The organism is Nevskia sp., assembly GCF_021732705.1.
Classification (GTDB): Bacteria; Pseudomonadota; Gammaproteobacteria; order Nevskiales; family Nevskiaceae; genus Nevskia.
On record NZ_JAKFUM010000004.1, the window covers coordinates 58,257 to 72,736 of the forward strand.

Here is a 14,480-nt window from a genome sequence, read left to right on the forward strand (position 1 = left end):
TTCATCCCCGCATTTTACGGGACACGGCTTCGGCACCGCCGGTTTCCAGCACCACGAACGCGAAGATCATCCCTGCTTCGTCGGTGAACGACAGGTGCGCCGCGCCGATGCCCAGTGTTTCCAGTCGCGTCTGCATGGCAGCGCTGAAGATCAGCCGCGGTCGGGCCCTGGGCTCGCGCACGGCGCCGACATCCTGATAGCTGACGCCGTGGAAGCCGGTACCGAGCGCCTTGACGAAGGCTTCCTTCGCGGCGAAGGCGCGGGCAATGCCGTAGCCGATGCTCTTGGCTTCCGGCAGCCGCGCGCGTTCTTCGGGCATCAGCAGCTTGTCGATCGCCCGCTGGCCCTGCCGTGCGTAGAGCTCCTCGCAGCGGTCGATGCGCAGCAGGTCGGTGCCGATGCCGTAGATCAAGCGCGAGGCTTCAGGCAGCGCGGCGCGCGAGCGTCATCGCGGCGCGGATCTCGGCGATCGCCGCCGGCAGGCCGATGAACAGGGACCGCGCGATGATCGCGTGGCCGATGTTCAGCTCGACGATTTCCGGAATCGCCGCGATCGGCCCGACGTTGCAGGCGTTCAGGCCGTGGCCGGCGTGCACTTCGAAGCCCATCGCGTGAGCGTCGCGAGCAAATGCGGCGATGCGCGCGAGTTCCGCCGCCTGCTCGGCGCCGTCGGTGTCGGCGTAATGACCGGTGTGGATTTCGAGCTGCGGCGCGCCGCTGGCCTTGGCCGCGGCGAGCTGCGCTGCATCGGCCGCGATGAACAGCGCGACGATCGACCCGGCCGCGGCCAGCCGTTCGCAGGCTTCACGGACCGCCGGCAGGTTGCCGGCGACATCGAGCCCGCCTTCGGTGGTGCGCTCCTCGCGCCGCTCCGGCACCAGACAGACGTACTTCGGCCGCGCCGCGACGCCGATGTCGACCATCGCCGGGGTCACCGCCATCTCCAGGTTGATCGGCACCGGGCAGACCGGCGTCAGGCGCGCCAGATCGTGGTCCTGAATGTGCCGGCGATCTTCGCGCAGGTGGATGGTGATGCTGTCGGCACCGCTGGCAGCGGCCAGCAGCGCGCCTTCGACCGGATCCGGGTACGGCGTGCCGCGCGCCTGCCGGACGGTGGCGATGTGGTCGATGTTGACGCCGAGACGAAGCGGAAGCATGGGATGGGCAAGGGTCTGAAAGTGGTCGCGCATTGTATTCGCCGGGGCGGCGGCACTGCTGACCAGCGTTTGGCGCGACCGCTTGAACGACGGCCTCGGCTGTCCTTCACCGGCTGTCGTCGGCCTGACGGATTGGGTTCCGAGTAACCGGGGTCAGTAATCGGGGTCTGACCCCCATTTTCTCGCGTCAGCCAATGGGGGTCTGACCCCAATTCTCGCGCCAACGCTTGCGCGCTGGCGGATGACGTTGTGCTGACATCCGCTGTGATCTGCATCACGTTGCGGGCGCGGTGTTTCCGGCGAAAGGCGATCTGCGGCCATTCGTTAGGATTCCGTTTGAATTCCGATGGGACTTCTTGCCGCTTCGACGGCGGAATGGGCGAGCCTCCAGACAGGGGGTACCTCGCTCAAGGACCCACTCCATGAACACCCTGCAAATCGCGCGACGGCTGCTGTTGGGCCTGACGCTGACGGGCGCGCTGTCCGCGTGCAACCCCGACGACGGTGGCGACGCGCCGCCCGCTCCGCCAACGCCGGCCCCGACGGTATCGCTGGCGGCGGCACCCGCCAGCCTGACCCTCGGCGCCAACGCAACCCTGACCTGGTCGTCGACCAATGCCACGGCCTGCACCGCGTCCGGTGCCTGGAGCGGCAGCCGCGCGACGTCCGGCAGCGAAGCGAATACGCCAGCAGCGACCGGCACTGCGACCTACACGCTGACCTGCACCGGTACCGGCGGCAGCGGCAGCGCCACGGCCACCGTCACGGTCGTTGCACCGCCCGCGCCGACCGTTTCGCTGACCGCCGTACCGAGTTCGATCATCCAGGGCGCGGCCACCAACCTCACCTGGTCCTCGACCAACGCCACGGCCTGCACCGCATCCGGCAACTGGACCGGCAGCCGCGGCCCGTCCGGCACCGAGGCGAACACCCCGACGGCCGCCGGTCCCGCGAGCTACACCTTGACCTGCACCGGCCCCGGCGGCAGCGGCAGCGCCACGGCGGCGGTCACGGTCAATGCGCCGTCGACCGTCTCGATCAGCGCCGCGCCGACGACGATCACGCTCGGCAGCGCCTCGACCCTGACCTGGACATCCACCAGCACCTCGACCTGCACCGCCAGCGGCGACTGGTCCGGCACACGCGCGACGAGCGGCAGCGAAGCCGTCACGCCGACCGCCACCGGCCTGCGCAACTACACGCTGACCTGCACCGGCGCCGGCGGCAGCGCCACCGGCACCGCCAGCGTCCAGGTCAATCCGATCCCGACAGTCAGTCTCGGCGCGAACCCGGCGACGATCATCATCGGCGCCAGTTCGACGCTGACCTGGTCGTCGACCAATGCGACGAGCTGCAACGCGACGGGCGCCTGGACCGGCAGCCGCGGCACCAGCGGCAGCGAAACGGTGACCCCGACCACCACCGGCCAGTCGGTCTACGGCTTGTCGTGCACCGGCGCCGGCGGCACCGTCACCCAGACCGCGACCGTGCAGGTCAACCCGGTCCCGACCGCGACGCTGACCTTCAATGGCCGCGCGGTCAGCGGCGGCAACACGGTGGCCGGCCAGACCGACAACGGCGGCATCAACGATGCTGCGATCACGATTACGGTCGGCAACCGCAGCTTCACCGGCACGGCGAATGCCGATGGCAATTTCTCGATTCCGGTCACCATCCCGCAGTCGGAAACGGCCAGCTTCGTCAGAATTCGCGCGCTCGGCGGCAGCAATCAGCCGGCTGTGCGCTTCTTGAGCCTGCTCGGCACCTTTGCCGCCTTGCAGACCGCTGCCGGCGCCGATGCCGTGCTGACGCGCGACGAGGCGTTCAGGGTCAACGTCACCAACATCTCGACTGCCGAAGCCGCGCTGGCCTCCGAGGCGAGTGATGCGATGGTGCCCGGCGTTCGCGCCAATCATCGCGATGCCCGTTCGAGTGGCGAGCAGTTGGTGACCACCGATGCCGAATTGACGGCCCTGTTGATGGCGGTGAATTACGACGAAGTGATCGACATCGCGCAGTCGATCGCACTGATCTTGGATCGCGGTTATGCGCTGCCGGGCACAATCAGCAACACCTTGGAGTTCGCGCAGGCACGCGATGCTCGCCGGCAGTTCCTGGCCGATGCCCGTGCACTGTCGAGCACCATCGATGAGGACACGCTTCGAGACCTGCTGAACGATCGCGAGGTCGTGCAGGGCGTGACCGCTGCAAGCCTGCCGCCGCTGGCCTACGTCGCGACGTCGGCGGCCAGCACCGAGGAGAACCTCATTGGCAACGGTGCATCGCCGGCGGGCTCGCGCCTCGAGTTCAACACGGACGGCACCGGGCGATTTTCAAACAACGAGTTCGATACGCGGATGAACTGGACGCTCGGCACCGGTGCCACTGGCGTCGCCGGCACGGTGCTTGTGCGGTTTGCCAGCAACCCGTCCTATCCCTATCCGCGGACCGTTTCCGATCCCAACGATCCGGACACGATCATCACGATTACCTGCATTCGGGAACTTGAGCGCGTCGATCTGCTGCTGTTGTCGACATCCGCCGTCCAGCAGCGCGTCTCGATCCGCGAAGTCTGTCCGGTGGAGTCGGAAAGCAGCACCGGGGAGGTGATCCGCACGGCGATGTTCCTGCAACCCTCGCAGTTTGCTGCGCTGACAGCGGCTGATGTCTCGGGCCAGTCGTTCACGCTGACGACGCGCAACGCGGCCGCGGCGACCATCGACCTTGACAACCCGAACTACGAGGACGACCTGCTGACGCTCAATGTCGACGGCACTGGCACCACGTTCCTCGGGCGTACCGTGACCTGGACCGTCAACAGCGATGCTTCCGTCAGCCTGACCTTGTCGAACGACACCCGCATTCGCTACCGGCTGCTGCGACCGCTGTTCGGCAATGCGGCCGTGCTGGTGCTCAGCGAATACGAGACACCGGCAGGCACCTACGTGGTCGTGTCTCCGAGCTATCGCAACAACGGCACGCTGACCTTCAGCACCGCCACACAGGCCGGCGTGTTCTATGCGTCCGGTGTCGGCGAAATTACCGAGTTCACCGGCGCCCGGTCTGAAGCGGAAGCGCGTCTGCTGAAGGGCTTTGCGATCGAACTGTTCCCAACCGGCGGATTCTCCCAGGTGGGGGATTTCCTCCAATTCAATGATGACGGCACCGCGACGAGGCGGTTCTCGCCGTCGAATGACGATCCAAGGCGGCGCTGGGCCATCCGCAGCAACGGTGTCCTGGTCACGCAGTCGTTCATATTCGATCGGGGTTGCGTGATCGACACCACGGATCCGAACTGCACTTTGCTGACGATGCGCGAGTCCGTGCCGCTGTCGCGTCTCGGCAATCGCCAGGTCCGTTACGAGCGGCAGACGTTCTTCGGTCGCGGTGCCAACGGCGGCAATCTTGTGCAGCACGTCAGCCGCTTCTACGACCAGTTCCCGAATGGCGACTGGGCCCAGCCGCGCAACAGCAACCTGCATGACGCCGAGCGCCCGGCGGTCCCGACCCGTCATGCGAATCCGCATCGTCCGGCCGCCGTACCGCCTGCATCCACCCAACGTGGCATCACCGGCGTCCACGACTGATCGAATGCGCCAGTGCGGCCACACCTCAGAATTTTAACGAGGTGTGACTTTCGGGGGCGCGCAAGCGCCCCTTTTTTGTGTTGCCGACACGACCTCATGCGCACGCTGCGAAATGTAAAGCTCGGGCGAAACTGGCGACACCGTCACATCGTGCCGGTAATTTGACGCGCTGGTGACAAACGGACCGGACGACCGCTCTAAGATGGCGGTTCGCCGCGACAAGCGCATTCGCGCTCAGGGGAACGGGACCAGGGAAGTCCGACGTTCGCGGCACAAGTGAAGTCAGGATCGCCCCGAGAGGCGCATCGGATCGGCTGTGGCGGAGAGCTGCGAGGGACTGCGGCTTCCGCCCCAGATTTTTTCAGCCTTGAACGTGACCGGCCGCGCCGGATGGCGGCAAATCCGCATTCAAGGCTGCTGCAGGCCATCCCATCCGAGCTGGATGCTGACGAGCCCGATCACGATGATCAGCGCCGACGACAGGTACGGCGCCCGCCGCGCCCACTTGCCGAAGCCACCGAAGCGCTTCGACACCGCCCGCACGCTCAACGCCGCCAGCGCGCCGCTGACCACCATCGTCAAGGCCAGACCGACGCTGAAACCCAGCACCAAGGTCAGGCCCAGCGAATACTTCTTCAGCTGCAGGCACAGCAGCAGCACCGTGATCGACGCGGGACACGGCACCAGCCCGCCGGTGAGCCCGAACATCACGATCTGCCCGGTGCTCGGGCTGCGATTGGCGAAGCGGCGCTCGATGTCCGCCGCGTGGGCGCGCTCGTGAGCGTCCTGATACTCGGTGTCGTCCGCGTGCGCGTGATCATGATCGTGGTGATGGTCGTGACCGTGTCCATGCCCGTGATCATGTCCATGTGCGTGTCCATGACCATGCCGATGATCATGCCCGTGGTGATGATGGGCATGGGCATCGGCCGCCCGCTGCTCGGCCTGAAGCCGCAGCATCATCCACAGCGCGATCGCGATGATCAGCACGCCGGAGGCGAGCTGGAACCAGGCCTCGGTGCGCTCGTTGTCGATCGCGGCACCGTAATGCAGGCCGACCAGCGCCACGACCCAGACCACCAGCGTGTGCGAGAACGCGGCCGATACGCCGAGCAGCACCGCCTGCGCCACGGTGCCGCGGATGGCGATGATGAATGCCGCCATCATCGTCTTCGAATGGCCCGGCTCCAGCCCGTGCAGCGCGCCGAGCAGCAGCGCGCTCGGAATGAACAGCCAGAGGTTGGTCGAACCCTGTTGCAGCAGCTCTGAAAACGAGGTCATGGCAGCGGGACGCGGTCGGTCCGTCGGACAAGTCGGGCGCGATGATGCACCGCGCCGCGTCCGGCGTCAGCCTTGGCCATCGACTGGCATCGCTGGCGGGTTCGGCACAGGTGGCGCTACCGGTTGTTGCGCTGCCTTGAACGCCCGCATGTCGCGCAGCAGCTGCGGCGTGCGCAGCGAGGCGTGCGGCACCAGCGGTTCCAGCGCCGTGCGCAGCAGGCGGCGGGCGTCGTCGAGCGTGGCGCGATCAGCCAGCGTCTCGTCGCGCAGCGCGATCAGGCTGCGCCCGGCCATGGCACCCCGCGCACCTTGCGCGCGCAGTTCGAAGCCGCGCTCCGGCGTGTAGCGGTAGTGGGCATCGGCGTCGAGCGGCTCGTCCAGCGGCAATCCGTAGCCCAGCTGTTCCAGCGCCCGCTTCTCGAAGATCCGCAGCGCCGCTTCCGCCGCCGGCGCCGAACCGGTCAGGCCGTGCAGCGCGTGGCCGTAGTCGGCATGCAGCGCCGGATGCGGGTCATGCCGGCCGAGCAGTTTCAGCAGCAGCTCGTTCAGGTACCAGCCGTAAAACAGGCGCTCGCCGCCGAGCACGATCTCCGGTCCGCCGGCTTCCACTGCCGTGACGGTGCCGAGATCGCCCTTTTCCAGCCATGACAGCAGCAGCGGCCGGAACATCGCGATCACGCCGCGCTGCTTCGCCTTCGCCCCGCGCATGCCACGCGCCACGAGGCCGACCCGGCCGTGCGCCGGCGTCAGCACTTCCAGCAGTTCGCTGGTCTCGCGATACGGTTTCTGCAACAGCAGCCAGGCCGGTTGCAGCTCGATGCGGTCGCGGGACATGGCCAATCAGGTCATGCGCGCGGGCGATCAGCCCTCGTAGCCGAAGCGCGTCAGCGCCTTCGGATCGTCGGTCCAGCCTTCCTTCACGCGCACCCACAGCTTCAGGAAGACCTTGCCACCGGTCATGCTTTCCAGCTCTCGGCGCGTGGTGGTGCCGATGCGCTTCAACATCGAGCCATCCTCGCCGATGACGATCTTCTTCTGGCCTTCGCGCTCGACCCAGATCACCGCACTCGCCTTCAGCAGGTTGCCTTCCTTTTCCAGCGCCTCGGTTTCCACCGTCAGCGCGTACGGCAGTTCCTGCGCCAGCGAACGCATCAGCTTCTCCCGCACCAGCTCGGAAATGGTGAAGCCGAGGTCATGGCTCACCACCTGGCCTTCCGGATACAGCGGCGGGCCTTCCGGCATGCGGTCCATCAGCTGCTTCGCGAGGACGTTGACGTTGGCGCCCTTCAGCGCCGACAGCGGCATGACGAAGGCCCATTCACGAAGCGGTGCCAGCTTTTCCATGATCGGCAGCAGCGCATGCTTGTCGCTGAACTTGTCGACCTTGTTCAGCACCAGTCCGACCGGCGCGGTGACCGTCTTCAGCCGTTCGAGCACAGCCTGATCCTCGTCGGTCCAGCGGCCGGCCTCGACCACGAACAGCGCGACGTCGACATCGTGCAGGCTGTTGCTCGCGGCGTCGTTCATGAACTTGTTCAGCGCTTTCGGCGACGCGCGGTGCATGCCCGGCGTGTCGACGAACACGATCTGGCCGCCCTCGCCATGCAGCACGCCCTGAATCCGGTGCCGCGTGGTCTGCGGCTTCGGTGCCGTGATCGACACCTTCTGGCCGACCAAGGCATTGAGCAGGCTGGATTTTCCAACGTTCGGACGGCCGACGATGGCCACGATTCCACTACGCATCTTTGTTCACCTTCGAGGTAATCGCCGCCAGCATCGCGCTGGCAGCCTGTTGTTCGGCGATTCGCCGAGAATGCGCTTCCGCTTCGACGCTGTCGCCGGTATCCGGCAATCGGCAAAGCACGGCGAAATGCCGGCGATGCGCCGGGCCTTCTTCGCGCAGCACGGTGTATTCCGGCAGCGGGCGGGCATCGGCCTGCAGGATTTCCTGCAGGCGGGTTTTCGGGTCCTTCAGCGAGCCGGCGTCCGGCAATTCGGCCAGCTCCGGCGCGAGCAGGCGCAGGCACAAGGCGCGGGCGGGTTCGATGCCGCCATCGAGGAATACCGCGCCGACGACAGCTTCCAGCGCATCGGCCAGGATCGAATCGCGCCGGAAGCCGCCGCTCTTCAGTTCACCCGAGCCCAGGCGCACGGCATCGGCCAGCGGCAAGCGGCGGGCCGCGGCGGCCAGCGTTTCCTCGCGCACGAGGCTTGCCCGCAGGCGCGACAGATCGCCTTCCGGCGCCTTCGGCCGCAGCCGGTAGACCTCGGCCGCGATCGCGAAATTCAACAGCGAATCGCCGAGGTACTCGAGCCGCTCGTTGTTGTCGTGGCTGTAGCTGCGATGGGTCAGCGCGCGCAGCAGCAGCGCCGGATCGCTGAAACGGTAGTCAAGCGCCTTGATCAGCCGTGCGCGGCTGGCCTCGCCTATCTCGTCCGCGCTCAACCCGGGGGAACCCCGCGCAACGGGATATCGGCCTTGAACCGGGCGATCACGGTGATGTTGCCGAACAGCGGCACTTCGGCGTCGTAGTCATAGCTCAGGAACAGGCCGCCGGCGGTCCGGACAACCTTGATGTCCTTCGGCTGGACCTGCGTCAGATAATCGATGTCCCAGCGCTTCTGCAGCGCCGAGCGGATCGCGGCGACATCGACGCTTTCGCCGACGGCACCGTGCTGGCTGGCGATGTCGCGCACGGCGCTGTTGACCTGGAACTCGTTCAGATACAGCGGCCCGACCTTGATCACGCACAGCGCGATGAAGCCGATCGTTCCGAACAGGAACAGCCCGCTCCACAGCCCGATGCCGCGTTGTGCCTTGCGCATGTTCATGATTCGACCTCCGGTTGACTGCAAGCCGTCCGGCGACGTTCCACGCCCTGCTTCAACGAATGACCGTGCCGATGCGGGACAGCACCGGCCGCAGCTTCGCGTGATCCCAGCTCATCCAGATCAGCACCGCGCGTCCTTTCAGGTTCGCTTCCGGCACCGTGCCCCAGCAGCGGCTGTCATTCGAGCCATCGCGGTTGTCGCCCATCATGAAATAGTGACCCGCCGGCACGGTGTATTCGAAGTTGTCGCCGTCCGGCTGCACGAACGGGCAGCTGTACGGATCCATCCGGCGTTCCGGCTTCATCAGAATGTCGTGCTCGACGCCGCCGAAGTTCTCGTGCACGCGGACGTCGTTGTAGCCGGCGTCGTCCTGGGTCGTGGCCGGCGTCTGCGTGGCGACGATGCCGTTGACGGTCAACGTCTTGCCGGAATACTGGATCTTGTCGCCCGGCACGCCGATCACGCGCTTGATGAAGTCGTTGCCGCGATTCGAGTCGGCCGGATCGGTGTTCGGGTAGATGAACACCACGACGTCACCGCGCGTCGGCGCGCCGATCTCGACCAGCTTGCAGCTGCCGACCGGGCAGCGCAGCCCGTACGAATACTTGTTGACGAGGATGAAGTCGCCGACGTGCAAGGTCGGGATCATCGAGCCGGACGGAATCCGGAACGGCTCGTACAGGAACGAGCGCACGACGAACACCGCCGCGATCACCGGGAACAGGCCACCGAAGAACTCGACGAAGGCGCCCGGCTTCGCTTCGACCATGCTGCCGGCCGCCGCCGCCGCCATGCGCTTCGGCGACAGCACGAAGCGGTCGACTGCCCAGACGGCGCCGGTGAAAACGGTCAGCACCGTCAGGATCAGGTTGAAAATCACAGTGAAGCTCATGGCTAGGAGGCGCCCCGACGGGAAAGCGGTTGGATAGAACGGCCGTGCCGAACGTTGGAAGGGTGGATGACGCTCAGCTGCGACGGTCGACGCCAAGCACGGCGAGGAAGGCTTCCTGCGGGATTTCCACCGAGCCGACCTGCTTCATGCGCTTCTTGCCTTCCTTCTGCTTCTCCAGCAGCTTCTTCTTGCGGCTGATGTCGCCGCCGTAGCACTTCGCCAGCACGTTCTTGCGGATGGCCTTGACCGTCGAACGGGCGATGATCTTGGCGCCGATCGCCGCCTGAATCGCGACATCGAACATCTGGCGGTGGATCACGTCCTTCATCCGCTCGCACAGGTCGCGTCCTCGGCTCTCGGCATCATTGCGATGCACGATGGTGGCGAGCGCATCGACCTTGTCGCCATTGACCAGCACATCGAGCTTGACCAGCGGCGCGGTCTGGAAGCGGACGAATTCGTACTCGAACGAGGCGAAGCCGCGGCTGACCGACTTCAGGCGATCGAAGAAATCGAGCACCACCTCGGCCAGCGGCATCTCGACTTCGAGCTGCACCTGATTGCCGTGATAGCGCAGGTTCTTCTGCACGCCGCGCTTTTCCATGCACAGCTGCATCACCGCGCCGACGTAGGTCTGCGGCATCAGCAGGCGGCACAGGATGATCGGCTCGCGAATGTCGTTGTAGGCGCCGGAATCCGGCAGATCGCTCGGGTTGTCGATCTTCTTGACCTCGCCGCCCGGCGTCTCGATCTCGTAGACCACGCTCGGCGCGGTCGTGATCAGGTTCAGGTTGTACTCGCGCTCCAGCCGCTCCTGCACGATTTCCATGTGCAGCATGCCGAGGAAGCCGATGCGGAAACCGAAGCCGAGTGCCGACGAGTTTTCCGGCTCGAACTGCAGCGCCGAATCGTTCAGGCGCAGCTTCTGCAGCGATTCGCGGAAATCCTCGAAGTCATCGGCATCGACCGGGAACATGCCGGCGAACACGCGCGGCTGCACCTGACGGAAGCCCGGCAACTGTTCGACCGAGGCGCGCGTCGCTTCGGTCAGCGTGTCGCCGACCGGCGCGCCGAAGATGTCCTTGATGCCGGCCACGATGAAACCGACTTCGCCGGTTTCCAGCGACTCGCGCAGCACGCGCTTCGGCGAATGCACGCCGAGCATCGTCACTTCATAGTCCTTGCCGGTGGAGATCACGCGGATCTTCTGGCCTTTCTGGATGCGGCCGTTGACCACGCGCACCAGCGACACCACGCCCAGATACGGGTCGAACCATGAATCGACGATCAACGCCTGCAGCGGCGCATCGACCTTGCCTTTCGGGGCCGGCAGCCGCTGCACCAGCGCTTCGAGCACATCGATCACGCCGAGGCCGGTCTTGGCCGATATCTTCAGCGCATCGGTCGCCTCGATGCCGATGATGTCCTCGATCTCCTGGCAGACGCGCTCCGGCTCGGCGTTCTGCAGGTCGATCTTGTTCAGGATCGGCATCACTTCCAGCTTCTGTTCGAGTGCCGTGTAGCAGTTGGCGACCGACTGCGCCTCGACACCCTGCGAGGCATCGACGACCAGCAGGGCCCCCTCGCAGGCCGCGAGCGAACGGCTGACTTCGTACGAGAAATCGACGTGGCCGGGCGTGTCGATGAAGTTGAGCTGGTACACCAGCCCGTCTTTCGCCTTGTAGTTCAGCGACACGGCCTGAGCCTTGATCGTGATCCCCCGCTCGCGCTCGATCGGATTGTTATCAAGGACTTGCGCCTGCATCTCGCGCTCTTCCAGACCGCCGCAGATCTGGATGATGCGATCCGCGAGCGTCGATTTGCCGTGGTCGATGTGGGCAATGATCGAGAAGTTGCGGATCTGGGCCTGATCCGGAATCTGCCGAGTGAGCTGCGTCATGGAAGGGAGGGCTGGAATTTGACCCGCGATTATAGGCGGGCGGCCGCTGGCCCGCCTTGAAGCGGCCCGTTCAGTGACCGGCCGCGTGCTGCCGGTCGCCGTTGCCCCTCGCTAGACTAGTGCTGGACGCGCGGGCTGCCCTACTGCCCGGTCACCCGCCAAACCCGGTTGCCAACGTCATCGGCCACCAGCAAGCCGCCGCGCCCGTCGATCGCGACACCCACCGGCCGCCCCTGCGCCCGGCCGTCGCGGTCGACGAAGCCGGTCAGCACGTCCACTGGCTCGCCCACCGGCTTCCCGCTCGCGAAACGCACGAAGATCACCTTGTAACCGCTCAGCGGCCGACGATTCCACGAGCCGTGCTGGCCGATGAAGACGCCGCCGGAATACGGCGCCGGCAGCTTCGATCCCACATCGAACGCGAGCCCCAGCGAGGCCGTGTGCGGCCCCAGCGCGTAGTCCGGCACGCGCGCCGTCGCCACCAGATCCGGCCGCGCCTCGGGCGTGCGGACATCGACATGCTGGCCGTAATAGCTGTAAGGCCAGCCGTAGAACGCCCCGTCGACCACCTCCGTCATGTAATCGGGCACCAGATCGCTGCCGATCTCGTCGCGCTCGTTGACCGCCGTCCACAGTGCCCCGGTCTGCGGCTCCCAGCCCATGCCGTTCGGATTGCGCAGGCCGGTGGCGAACGGGCGGGATTTCCCGGTCGCCGGGTCGATCTCGATGATCGCCGCGCGTCCCGCTTCGGCGGCGATGCCGTTTTCAGCCACGTTGCTGTTCGAGCCCACGGTCACGAACAGCCGCTGGCCATCACGGCTGGCGATGACGTTCTTGGTCCAGTGATGGTTGATCGTGCCGCCCGGCAGATCGGCCACCTTCACGCCCGGTGCCGTCAGATGGGTGTCGCCGTTCAGATAGTCATAGCGCAGCAGCGCATCGGTATTCGCGACGTACAGCGCGCTGCCGACCAGGGCCATGCCAAACGGTGAATGCAGGCCGGACGCGGCGCCGTCGATGAACGCCGTCTTGACGTCGGCAACGCCATCGCCGTCGGTGTCGCGCAACAGGGTGATGCGATTGGCGCTCGGCGTGCCCGCGCCCGCCCGCTTCTGCGCGAGCCCGGCCACCCAGCCCCGCAGACCGCGGGCATCGTCCGGACGATCCGGCCCGTTGCTCTCCGCCACCAGCACATCGCCGTTCGGCAGCACCGCCAGCCAGCGCGGATGATCCAGGCCGCTGGCAAACGCCACTACCTTCAGGCCAGCCGCCGCGACTGGCTTGGCATCGTCCTTCCAGATCTGCGCCGGTGCGATGTTCAGCGTCGGCAGCAGCGTGTCCTTCGGCACCGGCAGCACCGGTTTCGGCCCGGTGCCGTTCGCCACCGTCAGCGAGGCCTGCTCGCAACCGGCGAGCAGCACGCCAGCCATCGCGGTCAACACCGACAGAATCTTGATTTCATTGCGCATCCCGACCTCCTGTGCGCCACCCACGGCGCGACAGGCAAAGCCCGAAGTCGGCGCAGCAACGATATGAGGCTAGGAGTGCGCGATGGCCGTTACGTTCGGTCGGGGTTACGAACGGTTCGGTTGCCGACACACGCGACCTTCACGTTCGCAGGGCAGCGGGCGATCGTGACGTCAACCGGGACGACCGGAGAAGACTGGCTGAACAATCATCACGAACCTGCTTCACGGCGTCTCGCCCACTGTGGCTCCGCGATCAGGGCGAGACCGAAAACAGCCCATGTCCTTGTTGGGAGTTCGTCAGCAGCTTGTGTGTCATCGCCGAGATGCATTGAATTGCCAAGCGATCACATTGATTCCAATTCAACTCGAGCCTGGCTCCTTTAATTTGAATTCGAGCCTGGCCTCTTTAATTCCGCGATGAGCGGCGACCAGCGACACCATCGGCGTCTTCAGCCGCACCTGCCTGCGGGAAGCGTTCGCCCGCATGAAGGCGGCGCTCGACATCGACGTGCTGTCGACCGAACCGAAGTTCCTCGGCAGGCCGGAAGCGGTCAACGCAGTGCCCGACGAGCCGCCGCCGCCCTGGCGTGTCCTTCAGGCTGATGCGCCGACACGCGGCTCGCGATTCGAAGGGAGCATTCCGTCGCTGCCGTGCACCGTAGCCAAGCGTTGCCTGCGGACGGGCGATTGATATCCGTCAAAGCCGCATGGTGCTGTCACAGTCGATTAGTATAGCGTCCACGCGTTGTGTGCTGCCCGTCGATTGGTCGACTGCCCGATCGGCGTCCCGATCCAGCACCCTCGCTGACCTGCCAATCAGAGTGCCATCGCATGCCGCAACAAGGACGTGTTCTCGCCATCGTCGCGCTGTCGGGCTTCGCCATCGCGGCACCGTCGGCGCAGGCCGGCGCCTGGACGCAAAAGCCGGGTGGCGGCTATCAGAAGCTGGCGTTCAACTATTTCACGAGCGACGAATCGTTTGGCACGCCGGCGCCCGGCTTCGAGCAGTTCGACGACTTGAACCTCAACTACTACGGCGAATTCGGCGTACTGGAGGGCCTGACGCTGTTCACCTCGGCCGTCGGGAAATCGCTGGAAAGTCGCAGCGGCGGTGAAACCTTTTCCACGACAGGCATCGGCGATCTCGATCTGGGCCTGCGCTACAACCTGGTCAATGCCGACTACCAGCTTTCGACATCCCTGCTGTTCAAGGCGCCCTATTTCTACGGCGAGAACGATGAAGTGCCGCTCGGCAATGGTCAGGAAGACTTCGAAAGCCGCCTGCTGTTCGGCAAGGGCTTCGGGCCCTGGGGTTACATCGGGATCGAGCTGGGCTATCGCTTCCGGCTCGGCGCGCCGGCT

12 protein-coding genes and 1 pseudogene are annotated in these 14,480 nt (G+C 65.9%); 3 read left to right on the forward strand and 10 right to left on the reverse strand.

The genetic code is table 11. From position 1 onward, the window contains the following. Position 1: 1 nt before the first annotated feature. Together acpS and QZ951_RS04920 are read right to left on the reverse strand one after the other, a co-directional pair. Positions 2–412, reverse strand: a complete 411-nt coding sequence (acpS, locus tag QZ951_RS04915; protein ID WP_292999167.1) for a holo-ACP synthase — start codon at positions 410–412, stop codon at positions 2–4. A gap of 10 nt (positions 413–422) precedes the next feature. After that, entirely contained in the window at positions 423–1,157 is a 735-nt protein-coding gene (locus QZ951_RS04920; RefSeq protein ID WP_292999169.1) for a pyridoxine 5'-phosphate synthase, read from the reverse strand. Between the two features lie 422 nt (positions 1,158–1,579). Between QZ951_RS04920 and QZ951_RS04925 the strand changes: the two genes are divergently transcribed. Then, positions 1,580–4,744 (forward strand): hypothetical protein, encoded by a 3,165-nt coding sequence (locus QZ951_RS04925; protein ID WP_292999171.1) that lies wholly within the window; start codon positions 1,580–1,582, stop codon positions 4,742–4,744. 408 nt (positions 4,745–5,152) lie between these two features. Here the strand turns inward: QZ951_RS04925 and QZ951_RS04930 are convergent, their stop codons facing one another. The 8 genes from QZ951_RS04930 to QZ951_RS04965 all read right to left on the reverse strand — a co-directional run bounded on the left by QZ951_RS04930 (position 5,153) and on the right by QZ951_RS04965 (position 13,118). Further along, positions 5,153–6,025, reverse strand: coding sequence for a nickel/cobalt efflux transporter (locus QZ951_RS04930; protein WP_292999173.1), 873 nt, complete (start codon positions 6,023–6,025; stop codon positions 5,153–5,155). A 66-nt stretch (positions 6,026–6,091) separates the two neighbouring features. Continuing rightward, positions 6,092–6,859: a DNA repair protein RecO gene (gene recO, locus QZ951_RS04935; RefSeq protein WP_292999175.1), complete on the reverse strand. Its 768-nt coding sequence runs from the start codon at positions 6,857–6,859 to the stop codon at positions 6,092–6,094. Positions 6,860–6,886: 27 nt separating this feature from the next. Continuing rightward, the gene (gene era / locus QZ951_RS04940) at positions 6,887–7,768 is read right to left on the reverse strand and encodes a GTPase Era (protein WP_292999177.1); all 882 of its coding nucleotides are present in this window, start codon (positions 7,766–7,768) and stop codon (positions 6,887–6,889) included. After that, positions 7,761–8,471, reverse strand: coding sequence for a ribonuclease III (rnc, locus tag QZ951_RS04945; protein ID WP_292999179.1), 711 nt, complete (start codon positions 8,469–8,471; stop codon positions 7,761–7,763). Before rnc ends, era begins: the two co-directional genes overlap by 8 nt. Further along, positions 8,468–8,857, reverse strand: a complete 390-nt coding sequence (locus QZ951_RS04950) for a DUF4845 domain-containing protein (protein ID WP_292999181.1) — start codon at positions 8,855–8,857, stop codon at positions 8,468–8,470. Before QZ951_RS04950 ends, rnc begins: the two co-directional genes overlap by 4 nt. A gap of 52 nt (positions 8,858–8,909) precedes the next feature. Continuing rightward, a complete protein-coding gene (lepB, locus tag QZ951_RS04955) occupies positions 8,910–9,749 on the reverse strand; it encodes a signal peptidase I (RefSeq protein ID WP_292999183.1) in 840 nt (279 codons plus the stop codon). A gap of 73 nt (positions 9,750–9,822) precedes the next feature. Beyond that, entirely contained in the window at positions 9,823–11,628 is a 1,806-nt protein-coding gene (gene lepA, locus QZ951_RS04960; RefSeq protein WP_366943806.1) for a translation elongation factor 4, read from the reverse strand. 161 nt (positions 11,629–11,789) lie between these two features. Beyond that, on the reverse strand, positions 11,790–13,118 hold the full coding sequence (locus QZ951_RS04965; protein ID WP_292999187.1) for a sorbosone dehydrogenase family protein: 1,329 nt from the start codon (positions 13,116–13,118) through the stop codon (positions 11,790–11,792). A 484-nt stretch (positions 13,119–13,602) separates the two neighbouring features. Between QZ951_RS04965 and QZ951_RS04970 the strand changes: the two genes are divergently transcribed. Further along, complete coding sequence (locus QZ951_RS04970) at positions 13,603–13,809, forward strand: hypothetical protein (protein WP_292999189.1); 207 nt, start codon at positions 13,603–13,605, stop codon at positions 13,807–13,809. Between the two features lie 140 nt (positions 13,810–13,949). Beyond that, positions 13,950–14,480, forward strand: a pseudogene (locus QZ951_RS04975) (hypothetical protein); the annotation flags it as partial.